The 17,298-nt window shown below is 65.3% G+C and carries 15 protein-coding genes; 13 read left to right on the top strand and 2 right to left on the bottom strand.

The genetic code is table 11. The features are described 5' to 3' along the window. Nucleotides 1-847 precede the first annotated feature (847 nt). Together RVY76_RS17140 and RVY76_RS17135 are read left to right on the top strand one after the other, a co-directional pair. Complete coding sequence (locus RVY76_RS17140) at nt 848-985, top strand: hypothetical protein (RefSeq protein WP_317377536.1); 138 nt, start codon at nt 848-850, stop codon at nt 983-985. 414 nt (nt 986-1,399) lie between these two features. Further along, nucleotides 1,400-1,876, top strand: a complete 477-nt coding sequence (locus tag RVY76_RS17135) for a hypothetical protein (protein ID WP_317377306.1) — start codon at nt 1,400-1,402, stop codon at nt 1,874-1,876. A 248-nt stretch (nt 1,877-2,124) separates the two neighbouring features. On the opposite strand, the gene RVY76_RS17130 is transcribed toward RVY76_RS17135, so the two are convergent. Further along, nucleotides 2,125-5,262 (bottom strand): efflux RND transporter permease subunit, encoded by a 3,138-nt coding sequence (locus tag RVY76_RS17130; protein WP_317377304.1) that lies wholly within the window; start codon nt 5,260-5,262, stop codon nt 2,125-2,127. A 3-nt stretch (nt 5,263-5,265) separates the two neighbouring features. Then, nucleotides 5,266-6,471, bottom strand: coding sequence for an efflux RND transporter periplasmic adaptor subunit (locus RVY76_RS17125; protein ID WP_317377303.1), 1,206 nt, complete (start codon nt 6,469-6,471; stop codon nt 5,266-5,268). Between the two features lie 121 nt (nt 6,472-6,592). Here RVY76_RS17125 and RVY76_RS17120 point away from each other — a divergent pair, with 121 nt between their 5' ends. The 11 genes from RVY76_RS17120 (at nt 6,593) to RVY76_RS17070 (ending at nt 17,295) form a co-directional block, all read left to right on the top strand. Further along, nucleotides 6,593-7,243 (top strand): TetR/AcrR family transcriptional regulator, encoded by a 651-nt coding sequence (locus tag RVY76_RS17120; protein WP_317377301.1) that lies wholly within the window; start codon nt 6,593-6,595, stop codon nt 7,241-7,243. 383 nt (nt 7,244-7,626) lie between these two features. Next, nucleotides 7,627-8,781, top strand: a complete 1,155-nt coding sequence (locus RVY76_RS17115) for a transporter substrate-binding domain-containing protein (RefSeq protein ID WP_317377299.1) — start codon at nt 7,627-7,629, stop codon at nt 8,779-8,781. Further along, nucleotides 8,778-9,446, top strand: a complete 669-nt coding sequence (locus RVY76_RS17110; protein ID WP_317377297.1) for an ANTAR domain-containing response regulator — start codon at nt 8,778-8,780, stop codon at nt 9,444-9,446. Before RVY76_RS17115 ends, RVY76_RS17110 begins: the two co-directional genes overlap by 4 nt. Beyond that, on the top strand, nt 9,443-10,687 hold the full coding sequence (locus RVY76_RS17105; protein WP_317377296.1) for an urea ABC transporter substrate-binding protein: 1,245 nt from the start codon (nt 9,443-9,445) through the stop codon (nt 10,685-10,687). The genes RVY76_RS17110 and RVY76_RS17105 overlap by 4 nt, the downstream gene beginning before the upstream one ends. Before the next feature lie 82 nt (nt 10,688-10,769). Beyond that, nucleotides 10,770-11,642: an ABC transporter permease subunit gene (locus RVY76_RS17100; RefSeq protein WP_317377294.1), complete on the top strand. Its 873-nt coding sequence runs from the start codon at nt 10,770-10,772 to the stop codon at nt 11,640-11,642. Continuing rightward, a complete protein-coding gene (locus RVY76_RS17095) occupies nt 11,639-12,730 on the top strand; it encodes an ABC transporter permease subunit (protein WP_410796052.1) in 1,092 nt (363 codons plus the stop codon). The genes RVY76_RS17100 and RVY76_RS17095 overlap by 4 nt, the downstream gene beginning before the upstream one ends. After that, nucleotides 12,727-13,446 (top strand): ABC transporter ATP-binding protein, encoded by a 720-nt coding sequence (locus RVY76_RS17090; protein WP_317377292.1) that lies wholly within the window; start codon nt 12,727-12,729, stop codon nt 13,444-13,446. Before RVY76_RS17095 ends, RVY76_RS17090 begins: the two co-directional genes overlap by 4 nt. Then, the gene (locus RVY76_RS17085) at nt 13,439-14,152 is read left to right on the top strand and encodes an ABC transporter ATP-binding protein (RefSeq protein WP_317377290.1); all 714 of its coding nucleotides are present in this window, start codon (nt 13,439-13,441) and stop codon (nt 14,150-14,152) included. The genes RVY76_RS17090 and RVY76_RS17085 overlap by 8 nt, the downstream gene beginning before the upstream one ends. Nucleotides 14,153-14,205: 53 nt before the next feature. Then, nucleotides 14,206-15,192: an acetamidase/formamidase family protein gene (locus tag RVY76_RS17080; protein ID WP_317377289.1), complete on the top strand. Its 987-nt coding sequence runs from the start codon at nt 14,206-14,208 to the stop codon at nt 15,190-15,192. Nucleotides 15,193-15,215: 23 nt separating this feature from the next. Beyond that, a complete protein-coding gene (locus RVY76_RS17075) occupies nt 15,216-15,977 on the top strand; it encodes an SDR family NAD(P)-dependent oxidoreductase (RefSeq protein ID WP_317377287.1) in 762 nt (253 codons plus the stop codon). Between the two features lie 100 nt (nt 15,978-16,077). Beyond that, nucleotides 16,078-17,295 (top strand): NAD-dependent epimerase/dehydratase family protein, encoded by a 1,218-nt coding sequence (locus RVY76_RS17070; protein WP_317377285.1) that lies wholly within the window; start codon nt 16,078-16,080, stop codon nt 17,293-17,295. The last annotated feature ends 3 nt before the right edge of the window (nt 17,296-17,298 follow it).

Genomic DNA, 17,298 nt, shown 5'->3' with positions numbered 1-17,298 from the left:
GGTTGAGCGCAGCATCGATGATGACGTCTTCGGCCCGGGTGTTTGTATGGATATCTCGGAGCACCTAGCGGGCCTTAGCCTTCAAATGCGGGCGACGGCTCTTGAGTGTACCGCCATTAAATGATTACCGCGATTGCCGAAAGATATGCGGCGATGTTCGCGCGGTTTGGCGTTTCAACTGGGACTTGCGTCAACTCCTCACGCGCAATCTCGAGCGCTTCGAAGGCCGCCCGATAATGCTTGTTGCGAGCAAGGTGGCAGGTTCGACAGCCTCAGTTAACAGCGCGGTTCAATGGGCCGGCGCGTCTTCCTTCAACTTTTCGATAGTCAGTTAGCAGCACGTGTCCACTCTCGAGCGGTATGTCTGCGTTGGCGAGGACGAGTGCGTGTTTCTTGCTGAGCGTGGAGTGAGTAGCCGGTCTCGAAAAGCCCCGATTACCGAATGGTCCTCGTTCTTGCGGTCGTTCAGGTAAAGGTTGTCCGTCCCGAGGAACACGAGCTCGACGAAGTTTACACCGTCCTGATTGTTGGCACGGATAAGAAATGTGTTGATCGACGAAATGTAGTCGACCATGCGCCGACGATTGACGCCATAGTCTCAGTGCTGCGACATAAGCAGACGGAGCGCGTCGGTCGTATGGCGCTCGGGGCCAGAATCGGTCGTGAGCCTCTCCTTCAGATGGCTGAGTAGATAACGCCGCCGCTCCACAGCGGCATGGCGATCGGCATACCCTAAGTCATTCTCCCAAAGCTAGTCTTCCAGCTACTTCAACTCGCGCCGAATGACGGGCTGGTCTCGCGCGCCTTCGATGAGAAAGGTCTATGTAAGGTCACGCTTGACGTCGCGATGCCGCCAGTTCGTGCCGATCGCCGTGACGAAGGCGATCTCGATCGCGCGGTGGATGGCCTTTTCCCCTTTCTCGAACGGCAGGCCGTGCACAAGATGGCGGGCGAGGCCCCTGTCGAACGCCGCCGCACCGCCTGATCGGGTGGCCGTGGTCGCAGCCCGGATAGGGCCGTGGTCAAACGGCGAGACGGAGGGACAGTTCAACCGCCTGAAGACCCTCAAACGACAGATGTATGGCCGTGCCAACGTCGAGCTCCTGAGGGCGCGTGCGGTCGCCGCATCATGGCTCCAGAAATGCACCAACTTTGGTTCAGAGCCAATTTTGCATGCCAGTTCATAATCGGACCGGCCCCTATCAGGCGCGTTCAATACAAGTCCTTCACTGCTAATTCTCATGTGCATATTTGCACACAAGAAGGCCGTTCTTTGGGAATATCATCTTAGACGCACAGATATAGATGACCTGCATCAGAGGCCGACGCATCGACCTCGCTGATCAATTCTCATCCGCCGAAGCAGATGTTTCGGACCCAAGACCCCGAGGTAATAACAGTGAACCGTATTGTACCAATCGCCATCGCCGCCTTCGCACTCGCCTCCCCGGCTGTCGCAGCAAATCAGCTGGCACGCTCCGTCGGAGTCGACGATGGGGCCTACACGACCAATGAACTCATCGTTCTGCGCCGCGCCCAGGAAGAGAACGACGATCTACGCCTCAAGCTGATCACCGACCATACAGTCATCTCCACGAAGAACGCATCTTCGAATACGCAGTCGCAGCTGGCGAAATCGCTCGGTGTCGAAGGCGGCAAGTACACCACGAATGAACTGATCGAGCTGCGCCGTGCCCGTCAGGAAAACGACGAAGAGCTTGAGAACTTCATCACCGAGGCGAATGCCGGGACGACGCAGGGCGTGGAACGAGCCGAACGTGCGCAGCTTGCCGACGCGCTAGGCTTGAATGCAGAGGATTACACGCGCTCGGAACTCGCCCGCCTCTACTTCGCTGCATACAGCGACAACGATTAGATCCGACGCTGCCGACGGTCCAACGAAGACCGTCGAAGCCTGAGCCTTTGCCCCCCGTTTCGATGGCGGGGCGAAGGCTCGTTACCGGCACGATTTGGCGGTGCAGGATGCTAATCCAAAGTACGCCTGATAGTCCGGCGATGCCGAGAAGTCGATTTATGTAATATTACGATTCGACCCCCCCGCCCACGCATCCATCGCGATGGCGGGGATCGGCCATTCAGCCGATCCCACTCGCTGCACGGTTCTCAGCTCGTGGATGGAGCCTCGGCCGGTTCGGCATCCGCGCGCTTGCTGCGGCGGGAGAAGAGACGGGCCACCGCGACGAAGAACATCGGCACGAAGAGAACACCGAGGATCGTCGCCGAGATCGTACCGCCCAGAACACCCGAGCCGATCGCGTTCCGTCCGCCCGCACCGGCCCCGGTGCTGAGCACGAGCGGCAGGACGCCCAGCGAAAAGGCCATGGAGGTCATCACGATCGGGCGGAACCTCTGGCGCGCCGCGTCGATCGTCGCAGGGATCAGCGCCTCCCCGTCCGCGACGCGGTCGCGGGCGAATTCGACGATCAGGATCGCGTTCTTGCCCGTCAGGCCGATCACCGTCAGGAGTCCCACCTGGAAGAAAACGCCATTCTCGAACCCGCCGAGCCACGCCCCGACGAGGGCCCCCAGAACCCCGATCGGCATGGCGAGCATGACCGCGAACGGGATCGACCAGCTTTCGTAAAGCGCGGCAAGGGACAGGAATACCGCCGCGAGCGACAGGGCATAAAGCAGCGGTGCCTGATTTCCCGATTGCCGTTCCTCGAGCGACAGGCCGGTCCAGGCGAGGGAATAGCCTGCCGGAAGCTGACCGGCGAGCCGTTCCATTTCGGCCATGGCCTCGCCGGTGGAAACGCCCGGCGCGGGAGAGCCCTGCAGCTGCATCGACGGAATGCCGTTATAGCGGTAGACCCCCTGAGGTCCGCTGGTCCAGTTGCCGTCGGCGAAGTTCGAGAACGGCACCAGACCGCCGGAAGCGTTTCGCACCCTCCATTTCTCGAGATCCGTAGGGGTGCTGCGGGCATCGGCTTCGCCCTGAACGTAGACGCGCTTGATCTGGCCGCGATCGATGAAGTCGTTCACGTAGGTACCGGCCCAGGCGGTCGACAGGAGGTTGCTGACGTTCGACGCCGAAACCCCCATCGCGCCAGCCTTTCGCCAATCGATGTCGATGTTGAACTGCGCTGCATCCTCGAGCCCGTTGGGCCGGGCGGACGCGATGAGATCGCTCTGCGCGGCCATGCCCAGGAGTTGGTTGCGGGCGTCCAGAAGCTCGTCATGGCTCTGGCCCTGGCGGGCCTGCAGGTAGACGTCGAAGCCCGACACGTTGCCGAGTTCGATGACCGATGGCGGTACGACCGGAAAGACCATGGCGTCGCGGATCTGCGAGAATGCCCCGAAGGCCCTGCCCGCCACCGCCTGCGCGCTCAGCGACGGGTCCTTGCGCTCCTCCCAATCCTTCAACCGAACGAATGCGAGGCCCATGTTCTGGCCCGCGCCGCCGAAGCCGAAACCGCCCACGCCGAAGACCGATTCCACCGCCTCGCTCTCGGCGGTGAAATAATAATCCTCGATCTGTTCGATCACGTCGACGGTCCGGTCGAGCGTGGCACCCGTCGGCCCCTGCACGATGGTAAAGAGAATGCCCTGATCCTCCTCGGGCAGGAAGCCCGTCGGCGTGCGCACGAACAGCAGCGCCATGACCACGGCGAGCCCCACATAGATGAGCCCCGTGCGGAACGGACGCCGGACGATCCAGCCCACGGTCCCCGCATAGCCGCCGAGCACGCGCGCGAACCCCCAGTTGAACCACGCGAAGGGCCCGCGTCGCGCGGCGTGGGATTTGGGCTTGAGCAGCGTCGCGCAAAGCGCGGGCGTCAAGGTCAGCGCCACGACCACCGACAGCGCCATGGCCGATACGATGGTGATCGCGAATTGCTGATAGATCACGCCCGTCGAGCCGCCGAAGAAGGCCATCGGCACGAAGACGGCCGACAGGACCATGGCGATGCCGATGAGCGCGCCGGTGATCTGACCCATCGACTTGCGCGTCGCCTCGCGCGGGGAAAGGCCGTCCTCCTCCATCACGCGCTCGACGTTCTCGACCACGACGATCGCGTCGTCGACGAGGAGGCCGATGGCCAGCACCATGGCGAGCATGGTCAGCGTGTTGATCGTGAAGCCCGCCACGGCGAGCACCGCGAAGGTCCCGAGAATTACGACCGGCACCGCGAGTGTTGGGATCAGCGTAGCGCGCAGGTTCTGCAGGAACAGGAGCATCACGAGGAAGACCAGCACGATCGCCTCGATCAGGGTCTTGATGACCTCCTCGATCGAGATCTCGACGAAGGGCGTCGTGTCGTAGGGAATGACGTAGTCGATCCCCTCGGGGAAGTTGTTTGCGAATTCCTCCATGCGTTCCTCGACCGCCACGGCGGTGTCGAGCGCGTTCGCACCCGGCGCGAGGGAGATCGCCATACCGGCCGACGGTGCCCCGTTATAGCGGGATTCGAAGCCGTAATTCTCGGCACCGATCTCGACCCGCGCTACATCGTCGAGAAGGACGAGCCCGCCGCCCGTTTCGGCCCTGAGCACGATCTGGCGGAAATCCTCGGGCGTCTGAAGAAGCGATTGCGCTGTGATGGTCGCGTTGAGCTGCTGCTCGCCCGCCACTGGCCGGGTCCCGAAGGCCCCCGCCGAAATCTGGGCGTTCTCCTCGGAGACGGCGGCGACGACGTCGGAAGTCGACAGGCCGTAGGCCGAGAGCTTCGAGGGGTCGAGCCAGATCCGCATCGCATAGGGCGCGCCGAAGACCTGCAAACTGCCCACCCCGTCGATGCGGCTGATCTCGTCACGCAGGTTGGTCGCGAGGTAATCGGCGAGGTCCGACTGATCGTAGCTGCCGTCGGTCGAAATGAGCGAGATCACCTGCAGGAACCCGGACGCGGATTTCTGCACTGTCACGCCCTGTCGCTGGACGGGTTCGGGCAGAAGCGCGCTCGCCTGGCTCACGCGGTTCTGCACCTGCACCTGCGCGATGTCGGGATCGGTGCCGGTTTCGAAGGTCAGCGTGATCGAGGTCGTCCCGGCCGAGGACGAGGTGGAAGAGAAATAGCGCAGCCCGTCGAGACCGGTCATCTGTTCTTCGAGGACCTGCGTTACGGTGTTGGCGACCGTCTGCGCCGACGCGCCCGGATACGACGCACTGACCGAGACTGTGGGCGGCGCGATCTGCGGATACTGCGCGATGGGCAGGGTCCGGATGGCGAGGATCCCGATCCCCATGATGAGGATCGAGATCACCCAGGCGAAAACCGGTCTGTCGATGAAGAAGCGGGCCATGGATCAGTTGTCCTCGGGCTCGGGCTCGGCCTCTGCCAGCCGGCGCGCCTCGTCGGATGAAGCCGGGCCTGCGGCGTTGGCCTGATCGTCGGCCGGGGCCTCCGATCTCTCTTCGGGGGTGACGGTCGCGCCGGGCGCGGCCTTCTGCAATCCCGCGACAATCACGCGGTCGCCGGCCTCGAGCCCCGCTTCCACGATCCAGTCCGCCCCGCGATCCTGCAGGATCGTCAACTCGCGGCTCTCGACCACGTTGTCGGCGTTGACGACAAGGGCCGTCGGATTCCCGCGCCGATCGCGCGAGACCCCCTCCTGCGGTACGAGGAACACGTTTTCCGCCGTGCGCGTCGGCATCTCGACCTGGACATACATGCCCGGCAGGAGAAGCCCGTCGGGATTGTCGAACGCCATCCTGAGGAGGACCACGCCCGTCTGTTCGTCCACATGCGGCTCGGCGGCGCTCAGCCGACCGGTCTGGTCGTAGGTCGTGCCATCGGCGAGTTGCAGGCTCACCTCGGTGGGCATGTCCTCGTCGCTCGGCGCGCCGCCTCCGCGCCGCCAGCTGAGCAGGTCGGCCGCCGATTGCGTCACATCCACGTAGACGGGATCGAGCGTCCGGATCACGGCGAGCGGTGTCGCCTGGCTCGCCGTGACGAGGGCACCGGCGCTCGCCTCCGAAAAACCGATCCGGCCGGACAGCCGGGCCCGGATGGCGGTATGGTCGAGCTCGATCTCGGAGGCTTGCAGTTGCGCCCGAGCCGCGTCGAGGGCTGCGGACGCGGCGTCGCGCGTCGAGATGGCGTTATCCTCGGTCGCGGCCGCGGAAATGCCCCGGTCGCTGAGGCTCTGGACCCGGTCCGCATCGCTGGTCGCGGCCCGAAGCTGCGCCTCTGCCTGTGCCACGGCGGCCCGCGCCTGCGCCACGGCTGCCTCGTAGCTGCTGGGTTCGATCCGGTAGAGCACCTCCCCCGCCTCGACGTCGCCGCCCTCCTCGAAGAGCCGCTCGGTGACGATGCCGCTGACCTGCGGGCGGACCTCCGCCTCGGACGAGGCACGAACCCGGCCCGGCAGGGTCGAGCTCAGCGTCACGGATTCCGGTTCGAGCGTCACCACGGTGACGGCGGGCGGAGGCGGCTCCTGCGCGCTTGCGGCACTGATGAGAACGAACCCCGAGAGAGCGGCGAAGACCGCGATCGCGTGAAACCTGGTCATGGCGAGCTTTCTGTGACGCAGCGCGGGCGGACTTGATGTCCGGCGCGCCCGGAAATAGGAAACGTGCAGGTTTCCTAATCCGGGGCGGAGGATCTTGCAAGTGCGGCATGACGGAGGGGAAATGTGCGGCGACGCACGAACGATTGCCGAGGGCGAACGCGCGCGGGGGCGCCCGCCGGTGATGTCCGCCGACGACCGGATGGATCAGATATTGCACGCGCTCGGCACCGTATTCGAGCGGCAGGGCCTTGCCGGGACGACGATGTCCGCGATCGCCTCCGAGGCCGGAATGTCCAAGCGCACGCTCTATGCTGCGGTGCCGGATCGCGACGCGCTCTTCGTGGCCTACATGGAACGCCTCCGAAGCGAGTTCATTCGCGAACTGACGCCCGAGGAACACGAATTGCCGTTGGCCGAACGTCTTCGACGCCTGCTGATGCCGGCACCCTGCTCGCGCCATAATGGCCTGCCGATCGCAATCCTGCGGATGACGGCATCTGGATGCGAAGGCCTCTCCGAATCCACTCGGACCTGTCTCGCCGGGTTCATCTCGCGCGACCGCGCACTCATCCGCGCCGAGCTCGACCGCGCCGTGGCGCGGGGCGAGGCGCAACTCGACGATACCGATCAGGCGGCGGCGATCCTGTCGGCGATGGTGCGACCGTCGATCGCGGATGCGCTTTTCGATCCCCATCGAACGCATGACGTCCGCGACCCGCTGCGGCGATTCGAAACGGGGCTCGACCTGTTCCTCCGCGCGGTCGCCGTCTGACCAATATCGCAAGGGAAGCAGACACAGCAGGGCTCAGGCTTCGACCCCAGCCGGGGACCGGTATGCCCGGTCATCGACGGAGTGCACGACGCCGGCAGCGGTCTTGCCAGACCGAGTGCCGGGATCCCGCCATGACGCTCGAAACGATCATTTGCGCCGTAGGCTGCACAAAAAGCGGTCGTTCCCGGTAGCGCACGATTTTTGTTGCCAACGAGCCTTGATCGCGCCAGCGTGAAGAAGCTCCAGTGAGCAAAGGCGGTCATGGGCTCAGGGTCGAGACCACCGCCGACGATCTACAGATTGGCCACATGATTGGCCGGGCAACGAAGCCTCTGCGACGATCCGGCAGGATCTGCAGGGGCTTTTTTCGTTTGGGGGCGCGCGTGAGCGGAAGCGGGACCAGGATCGGGCTCATCTTTTCGGAAACCGGCTCCTATGCCGGGGTCTGCCGGTCGATGCGCGCAGCCGCGGATCTTGCCATCGACGAGATCAATGCCTCCGGACGACTCGTGCTCGATTCCGTTACCGTCGATCCCGGCGGATGTCTCGGTGCCTACGTGACCGCGACGACCGACCTCCTCGCAGATCCCGCGATCACGCATCTCGTCGGGTGCTATACCTCATCGAGCCGAAAGGAGATCCTGCCGGTCCTCGAGAAACGCGACGCCCTTCTCTGGTATCCGTCGCATTACGAGGGGTTCGAGACCTCCGAGAACGTCGTCTATTCAGGGGCCGCCCCGAACCAGCACGTCATCCCGCTCGCGAAGTACCTTCTCGGCCAGTCGCGCCATCGCGGCTGGCTCGTCGGCTCCAACTACGTCTGGGCATGGGAGAACAACCGCATCCTGCGCGAGGCGCTGGGGATCGCCGGCGGAACCGTCATGGGCGAGCGTTACGTCCCCGTGGGCGAGACCGATCTGCGCGACATCGCACGCCAGATCGTCTGCGACCGGCCCGATTTCGTCTTCACCACGCTGATCGGTTCGTCGCTGTTCGCGTTTCTCGACGACCTGCGCGATCTGGCCGGTGCGGCGGGGCTCGACCAGTCGGCCGACATCCCGGTTGCGAGCTGCAGCCTGTCCGAGGCGGAACTGCCGCTGATCGGTCGCGCAGCCGCGGGCCATCTCTCCTCCTCCGTCTACTTCTCGACCGTCGACACGCCCGAGAATCAGCGCTTCACCGAGGCGTGGAACGCCCGCTTTTCGGACCTCGGCCACGCATCGGCCGATGCCGAAGCCACCTATGTTGCCGTGCATCTCCTCGCCCGCGCGATCGAACGGGCGGGCAGCGACGGGTTCGAGGCGGTGCGGGAGGCCGCGCGTGGCATCCGCTTCGCCGCCCCTCAGGGCGAGATCGAGGTTGACCCGATGAACCTGCATTGCAGCCTGCGCCCCCGGATCGGGATCTCGCGCGACGACGGGACCTTCGACATCGCCTGGGAAAGCAAACAGCCCGTCGCGCCGGACCCATATCTTACCTGGACGCAGGACAGCGAGTTCCGCATTGCCGCCGCGACGCATCTGAAGGTGGTGCCATGAGCGGCGCGGTCCTCAAGAACTTCCGCGGCTGGACGGCCCTGATCTTGCAGGACGACACGCCCGGACGCACCGGTCTCGCGCGAACGCTCGCCAATCTGGGGCTCGAGGTCCGTCTTGCCCCGCCAAGAATGGCGGGGGCCGCGGATTTCACCGGGGCAGACATCGCCTTCATCGATCTCGACGATGCAGAGGCCGGCGCGTTCGATGCCGCCGCCGCTGGCGGCACTCCCGTGATCGCTCTCGTGGGGAGCGAGACGCCCTCCAGGCTCGGCAAGGCGGTCAAGGCGCGGATCACCAGCCATATCCAGAAACCTGTCCGCAGCTCGGGTGTGTTCACCGCCCTGTTCCTCGCCGCGAACGAGAGCGTGCGACGTACCGAGATCGCGAAGGAGGAGGCCACGCTGCGACGTCGCCTCGCCGGGCGCAGAACGCTCGTCCGCGCGATCCTCACGATGATGACCCGCTGGGGCATCGACGATCAGGAAGCCTATGGCCGCCTTCGCCGCGAAGCCATGGAGAAGCGCCTCACCATCGAGGAGGTCGCTCGCGCCGTGCTCGACCCGGCCGAGGGCGACGCCGACCCGATAGACCGACTGCCGGACGCAACCGGCGGCATCACGAAGGGCCCCGTCATGGGGCTGTCCATCAGAGGAGACCAGGAATGACCCCGACCACGAGAATTCTGCGCCGTGCGGGCACGCTTGCCGGCCTGTGCCTGGCCGTCACGGCCGCCCCGTCGCTCGCGCAGGAGGGCGAACCGATCAAGATCGGCGTCCTCGAGGACCAGTCAGGCGACTTCGCCGCCGCGACCAACGTCAAGGTCCATGCGATCGAGCTCGCCGCAAGCGAGATCAACGAGGCCGGCGGCATCGACGGACGCCCGGTCGAGCTCGTCATCTACGACACCCAGTCCGACAATCGCCGTTATCAGGAATTCATGCGCCGGGTTCTGCAATCCGATCAGGTCGACGTGGTCTTTGCCGGGTTCTCATCCGCCTCGCGCGAGGCATACCGGCCGATCGTCAACCAGTTCGACGGGCTCGCCTTCTACAACAACCAGTACGAGGGCGGCGTCTGCGATGCGAACATGATCGTCACCGGGGCCGTGCCCGAGCAGCAGTTCTCGACGCTCATCCCGTGGATGATGGAGCAATACGGCCCCAACGTCTACACGATCGCCGCCGACTACAATTTCGGACAGATCTCCGCCGAATGGGTCCGCCAGATCGTCGAGGAGCAGGGCGGCACCATGGTCGGCGAGGAGTTCATCCCGCTGGGCGTCTCGCAATTCTCCCAGACGATCCAGAACATCCAGGCCTCGGAGGCCGACTTCGTCGTGACCCTCCTCGTGGGGGCGGCACAGGCCTCCTACTACGAACAGGCCAATGCGAGCGACGTGAACCTGCCGATGGCCTCCTCGGTGAACGTGGGACAGGGCTACGAGCACAAGCGCTTCACGCCCCCGAGCCTCGCCGACATGTACGTGACCACGAACTACATCGAGGAGATCGACACCCCCGCCTCGAACGACTTCGTCGACCGCTTCCGCACGATGTTCCCCGACGAGCCCTACATCAATCAGGAGGCCGCGAATTCCTACATCGCGATGAACCTCTACAAGCAGCTGGTCGAACGCGCGGGCACGACCGATCACGACGCCGTTCGAGAGGTCATCGCCGAGGGCGACGTCTGCTTCGACGGACCGTCTGGCAATGTCTGCCTCGACCCGCAGAGCCAGCACATGTCGCACACGATCTACCTCGCCCACGTGAACGAGGATCATTCGATCGACTTCCCCCAGACCTGGGAGAACATCGCACCCTACTGGCTGGGCGACGAGGGCTGCGACCTGACGCAGAACGACCCGAGCGCCCAATACACGCCTTCGAACCCGCCGGGCCAGTAAGCGCCGATCGCCCATGACCCCGCCGGCGAGACCGGGCCGGCGGGGTCGCTCAACCGGATCAGACACGAAAGAGGAGACCGAGATGGCGCTGTTCCAGACAGCCTTCGCGATGCTCTACCAGTTCGGCGACGCATTCGCCTTTCTGGTCATCTCCTGCGCGGGGCTCGCCGTCATCTTCGGGATGATGGGCGTGATCAATCTCGCTCATGGCGAATTCATCATGTGCGGGGCCTACGTGACCGCCGCGACGGCCCGCGCGGGCCTGCCGCTGGTGGCGGCGATCCTCGCGGGGGCGCTGGTCGCGGGGCTGGTCGGGATGGTGATCGAACGCCTCGTCATCCGGCACCTCTATCACCGGCCGCTCGATTCCATCATCGCCACATGGGGGATCAGCCTGATCGCCACGCAGGGCGTGCTCATCGTGCTGGGTTCCACCATGGCCGGGATCGGCACGCCACTCGGCGCGGTCACGATCGGCGGCGACAGCTATTCGGCCTACCGGCTGGTGCTGATGGCCGCCGCGATCGCACTCCTCGCGGCGCTCTACGTCCTGTTCTACCGCACGCGGTTCGGCGTCGTCGCCCGCGCGACGATCCAGAAACCCGACATGGCCCGCGCCCTCGGCGTCGATACGGGCCGGATGTACGGCCTGACCTTCGGCCTCGGGGCCGCGCTCGCGGGCCTCGCGGGCGGGCTCTACGCGCCGACCATGACGATGGTGCCGACGATGGGCGCAACCTTCATCGTCGAAAGCTTCGTGACCGTGGTGGTCGGCGGGGCCGACATCTTCGTGGGCGCGGCTCCTGCCGCCGCGATCCTTGCCCTCATCCGCGCGACGCTCACCGCCTGGTACGGGCAGCTCTTCGGCCAGATCGGCCTGCTCGTCGCGGTGATCGTCGTCATCCGCATCCTACCCGGAGGGCTCTCCGGCTGGCTCAAGGGAGGGTCCCGATGAGCGTGCAATCCAACGACGTGCCCCTTCGCGGGGAAAGCGGGCTCCGAAGGGCCATCGCCCATCTCGAGGGGCCGCAGACGATGGGCCGCGGTCCGGTCTTCTGGGGTCTCGTGGCACTGGCGATCGTGGCCGCCGCGATCTATCCGCTCTTTGCGGATGCCTGGACCGTCGGCAATGCCGCCTACTTTATGGTCTGGACCTTCATGGCGATGGGGCTCGGGGTCGTCTGGGGCTATGCCGGCGCGCTCAGCTTCGGGCAGACCGCGTTCTTCGGGCTGGCGGGCTATGCCTACGGCGTCCTCACCATCAACATCGGAACGGCCTACGGCTTCACGATCCTCGCCGTGATCCTGTCGATCGCGCTCGCGGGGCTCTTCGCGCTGCTGATCGGTTACTTCATGTTCTACGGTCGCATTCGCGGTGTGTTCGTGGGCATCGTCACCCTGTCGGTGACGCTCGTGCTCGAGACGTTCATGGCGCAGACCGCCGGTCCGCAATGGCGCATCGGCGAGGCACGGCTCAACGGCTTCAACGGCATGTCGGGGATGCCGCCGCTGACGATCCCATGGCCGGGCGGCGATCTCGTCCTCTTTCCCGGGCGCGGGTTCTACTACGTGCTGCTGGCCCTCGTCGTCGCCTGCTATCTTGGCCTCAGGATGCTTCTCAACGCACGGTTCGGCAACGTGCTCGTCGCGATCCGCGAGAATCCCCACCGCGCGGAGATGCTGGGCTACGACATCCGTCTCTACCAGACCCTCGCGTTCGGGCTCGGGGGGGCGCTCGCGGGTCTTTCGGGCGCGCTCTACACGGCCTGGGGTCAGTACATCACGCCGTCGAGCATGGGGCTCACCGCGGCCGCGCTTCCTATCGTCTGGGTCGCCGTCGGCGGACGTCGCGACATCACGGCAACGCTTCTGGGGACGATCCTCGTCCTCGCGGGGTTCCAGTCGCTCACGATCTACGGAAGCCAGTACGCCCTCGTCGTCATGGGGTCCCTGCTCCTTCTGACCGTGCTGGCCGCGCCCGAGGGCCTGATCGTCGCGGCGATGACCGGTGCCCGATCCTTGTGGCGGAGGGCGCGCCGATGACCGCCATTCTCGAAGTCGCTGGTCTCAGGAAGTCCTTCGGCGGCGTCACCGTCGCCGACGGGATCGACTTCGCGCTCGAACGGGGCGCCATGCATTGCCTGATCGGCCCGAACGGTGCCGGGAAGTCGAGCTTCTTCCGCCTGATCCTGGGCGAGCACGCCCCCGATGCGGGACGGATCGTCTTCGCGGGGGACGACATCACCGCGCTCCGCCCGTTCCAGCGCATCCGACGGGGCATCTCGGTCAAGTTCCAGGTGCCGGGCATCTTCAAGGCGCTTTCCGTGCGCCAGAACCTCGAGGTTGCGTTCCAGCATCACCTCCACGGACAAAGCCTTGCGGCGACCGTGCGCGCGATGCTCGACTTCGCCGGGCTGGAACGCGAGGCCGACCTGCCGGCTGGCGTCCTTTCGCACGGGCAGCAGCAATGGCTGGAGATCGCGATGGCGGTGGGGGTCGAGCCTCAGCTCCTCCTCCTTGACGAGCCGACCGCCGGCATGTCGCCGGACGAGACCCGCAAGACCGGGGAGATGCTTCACGATCTCAACGAACGCGGCATCACCATCCTCGCGGTCGAGCATGACATGGCCTTCGTCGAGCAGATCTCGCGGCGGGTGACGGTTCTGCATTTCGGGTCGATCTTCGCCGAAGGGACCATCGCCGAGATCGTCGCCCATCCGGGCGTGCAGGAAATCTATCTGGGGACCGCCGATGTCTGACACACCGCTTCTGAAGGTCGGCGGCCTCACTTCGGGTTATGGCAGCGAGACGGTGCTGCAGGGCGTCGATCTCGAGATCGGGCCGGGCGAACTGGTCGCCGTGATCGGCCGCAACGGCGTCGGCAAGAGCACGCTGATGAAGACCCTGACGGGCCTTCTCAAGGTGCGATCGGGCACGATCCAGCTCGACGGGCGTGACGTGAGCGGCGACGGGGCCGATAGCCGCGCGCGGGCCGGGATCGGGTACATTCCCCAGGGACGCGAGGTGTTTCCCGAGCTCACGATCCGCGAGAACCTCGTCGTGGGCGAGACGGCGGGTCGCGGCCGCGCCAGGCCCGATTACGATCGCGTCTACAAATCCTTCCCGATCCTGAAGGAACGCGCGCGGCAGCGCGCGGGTACGCTGTCGGGCGGCCAGCAGCAGCAGCTCGCCATCGCTCGCGCGATGATGGGCGATCCGAAGCTCATGCTGCTCGACGAGCCCTCGGAGGGCATCCAGCCCTCGATCATCAAGGACATCGCCCGCAACATGCGTGCGCTCAATGCCGAGACCGGCGTGGCCGTGCTTCTGGTCGAGCAGAACCTCGACCTCATCGTGACGTTGGCCGACCGTGGATACGTGATGGAAAAGGGCCGCGTCGTCGCTGAACTCGACGGCGAGGCGATCCGCGACCGCGCGAGCGTCCGCAAGCACCTGACGATCTGACCCTTTGGGCCAGAGCCGAACCGACGACAGACCTGAACGGAGGAAGACCGAAAATGAGCTGGTTTGAAACATCCATCATGAATCGCAAGGGCGTCGCGAAAGGGGTCGAAGGCGCGCGCCACAAGATCACGATCGAGGATCAGGGCACGTTCCACTACGTCTACGGCCCCTATGTCGATCCCGTGCTCGAGGTCGAGCCCGGTGCCGTCGTCACCGTCGAGACCCACGACGCCTTCGAGGGCAAGATCAAGGAAGAGGTTTCGAACCCGTCCGAGCATCTGAACTTCCCCTTCCTCAACCCCCAGACCGGCCCGATCTACGTCAAGGGTGCCGAAAAGGGCGACGCGCTCGCCGTGCGGATCATCTCGATCAAGCCGCGCGGCCCTCAGCCCGTCGGCACGACCTGCCTGCTGACCGAATTCGGCGGCCTCGTGGCGACCGGTGACACCGCGCTCCTGAACCCTCCCTTGCCCGAGAAGGTCAAGAAGATCCGCGTGGACGAGAACGGCGTCTACTGGTCCGACACGGTGACGCTTCCCTACGAGCCCTTCATCGGCACGATCGGCACCGCGCCCCAGATCGAGGCGATCTCCTCTCTGCAGCCCGATTACTACGGCGGCAACATGGACCTGCCCGACGTGGCCCCCGGCTCGATCATCTACCTCCCCGTGCAGACCGAGGGCGGCTTTCTCTATCTCGGCGATTGTCATGCGATCCAGGGCGACGGAGAGCTCTGCGGCGTGGCGCTCGAGATGCCCGCGACCGTCGAGCTCCAGGTCGATCTCATCAAGGGACACGGCAATTCCTGGCCGCAGCTCGAGACCGAGGACCGGATGATGTTCATCGGCTCCGCCCGCCCGATGGAGGACGCCGCCCGCATCGCCTATCGCGAGCTCGTCCGCTGGGTCGCGGCCGAGACGGGCCAGAGCGAGGCCGACGCCTACATGCTGCTCACGATGTGCGGCAAGGTCCGCCTCGGCAACATGGTCGATCCGAAATACTCGATCGGCGCGGCCATCGAGAAGAAGTACCTGACCTGATCGGCGCATAGGAGGATCAAGACATGGATCTGGGATTGAAGGGCAAGCGCGTTCTCGTCACCGGCGGCAGCAAGGGGATCGGCCTCGCCTGCGCCGAGATCTTCGCGGCCGAAGGGGCGGCCGTCTCTATCTGCGCGCGCAATGCCGAGGGCGTCGAGGCGGTTGTCTCGCGCCTCTCGGACCAGGGCGCGACGATCACCGGTTCGGCCGTCGACGTCTCTCAGCGCGACGCGCTCGACGGCTGGGTGACCTCCTCGGCCGAGGAACTCGGCGGCATCGACATCGTGGTCGGCAATGTCTCCGCCCTCGCCGTCTCGGATGACGAGGAGGCCTGGCAGGCAGGCTTCGATACCGACATGATGCATTCGGTCCGGCTGGTAAATGCCGCGATGCCCTGGCTGGAAAAGAGCGACGCGGCCTCGATCACCTTCGTCTCCTCCGTGTCGGGACGCGAGATCGACTTCACCGGCCCCGCCTACGGTGCCTTCAAGGCCGCGCTGGTCCATTACGCGCAAGGATTGGCCTACCGTCTCGCCGCGCAGGGCATTCGCGCAAACACCGTCTCTCCGGGCAATACCTACTTCCCCGGCGGCATCTGGGAGGGGATCGAGACCGGCAATCCCGACCTCTTCGCCGAGGCGCTGTCGCTCAACCCCACGGGCCGCATGGCCCGCCCCGAGGAGGTCGCCCGCGCCATCGTCTTCCTCGCGAGCCCCGCCTCGAGCTTCACGACGGGGACGAACCTCGTCGTGGACGGGGCGCTGACCAGGGGCGTCCAGCTCTGACGAAAGGACCTCGGGCGGGACGCGTCCCGCCCGGACTTGCCATCGCGGCCTCGCCATGCTTACCAATCGGGCAACGGACGATGCCAGAAAGGATTGGTCCATGAAGGTGGCGATACTCGGCGGCGACGGCTTCTGCGGATGGCCGACGACCCTCCATCTGAGCGATGCGGGACACGAGGTCCACATCCTCGACAACCTCTCGCGACGCTGGATCGACACCGAGCTCGGCGTGCAATCCCTCACGCCGATGGATTCCATTCAGGAGCGCTGCCGCATCTGGCGCGAGACGACGGGCCGGACGATCCATTTCCACCTGCTCGACCTCGCAGACGAATACGAGCGGCTGAAATCTTGGCTCTCTGAACATCGCCCCGACGCGATCGTGCACCTAGCCGAACAGCGTGCCGCGCCCTATTCGATGAAGACCGACCGTCACAAGGTCTACACTGTCCGCAACAACACGAACGCGACGCACAACCTGCTCGCCGCGATGGTCGAGACCGGGATCGACGCGCATCTCGTCCATCTCGGCACGATGGGCGTCTACGGTTATTCCTCCGTCGGCGCGCCCATCCCCGAAGGGTATCTCGACGTCGAGATCGATACCCCTTCGGGCAAGAAGGCGCAGGAGATCCTCTATCCCACGCGGCCCGGCTCGGTCTATCACATGACCAAGTCGCTCGATCAGATCCTGTTTCAGTTCTACGCCCAGAATGACGGCCTTCGGATCACCGACCTGCATCAGGGGATCGTCTGGGGGACCAATACCGACCAGACGCTGCGCGACCCGCAGCTCGTCAATCGCTTCGACTACGACGGCGATTACGGGACCGTCCTCAACCGTTTCCTCATCCAGGCCGCGATCGGCTATCCGTTGACGGTCCACGGATCGGGCGGCCAGACCCGCGCCTTCATCCATATCCGCGACAGTGTCCGCTGCATCGAGCTTGCGCTCGGCGACGCGCCGAAATCTGGCGACCGCGTCAAGATCTTCAACCAGATGACCGAGACGCACCGCGTCCGCGACCTGGCCGAGATGATCGCGGGTCAGACCGGCGCGCGCGTGGCCTACCTGCCCAATCCGCGCAAGGAAGCCGCCGAGAACGACCTCATCGTCAGGAACGACCAATTCCTTGCCCTCGGGCTCGAGCCGACGACGCTGGCCGAGGGCCTCATGTCCGAGGTCGTCGATGTCGCGCGCAAGTTCGCCCATCGCATCGACCGCACCCGCGTACCGGCCGTCTCGGGCTGGACGCGCGAACTGGGCGCAAAGGTCGACCGCGACCCGGAGGGCAAGAGCCTCAGATCCGCGTCCTGAACC

The organism is Palleronia sp. LCG004, from assembly GCF_032931615.1.
In the GTDB taxonomy this organism is placed as follows: domain Bacteria; phylum Pseudomonadota; class Alphaproteobacteria; order Rhodobacterales; family Rhodobacteraceae; genus Palleronia.
This window is presented reverse-complemented; position numbering and strand designations above follow the sequence as displayed.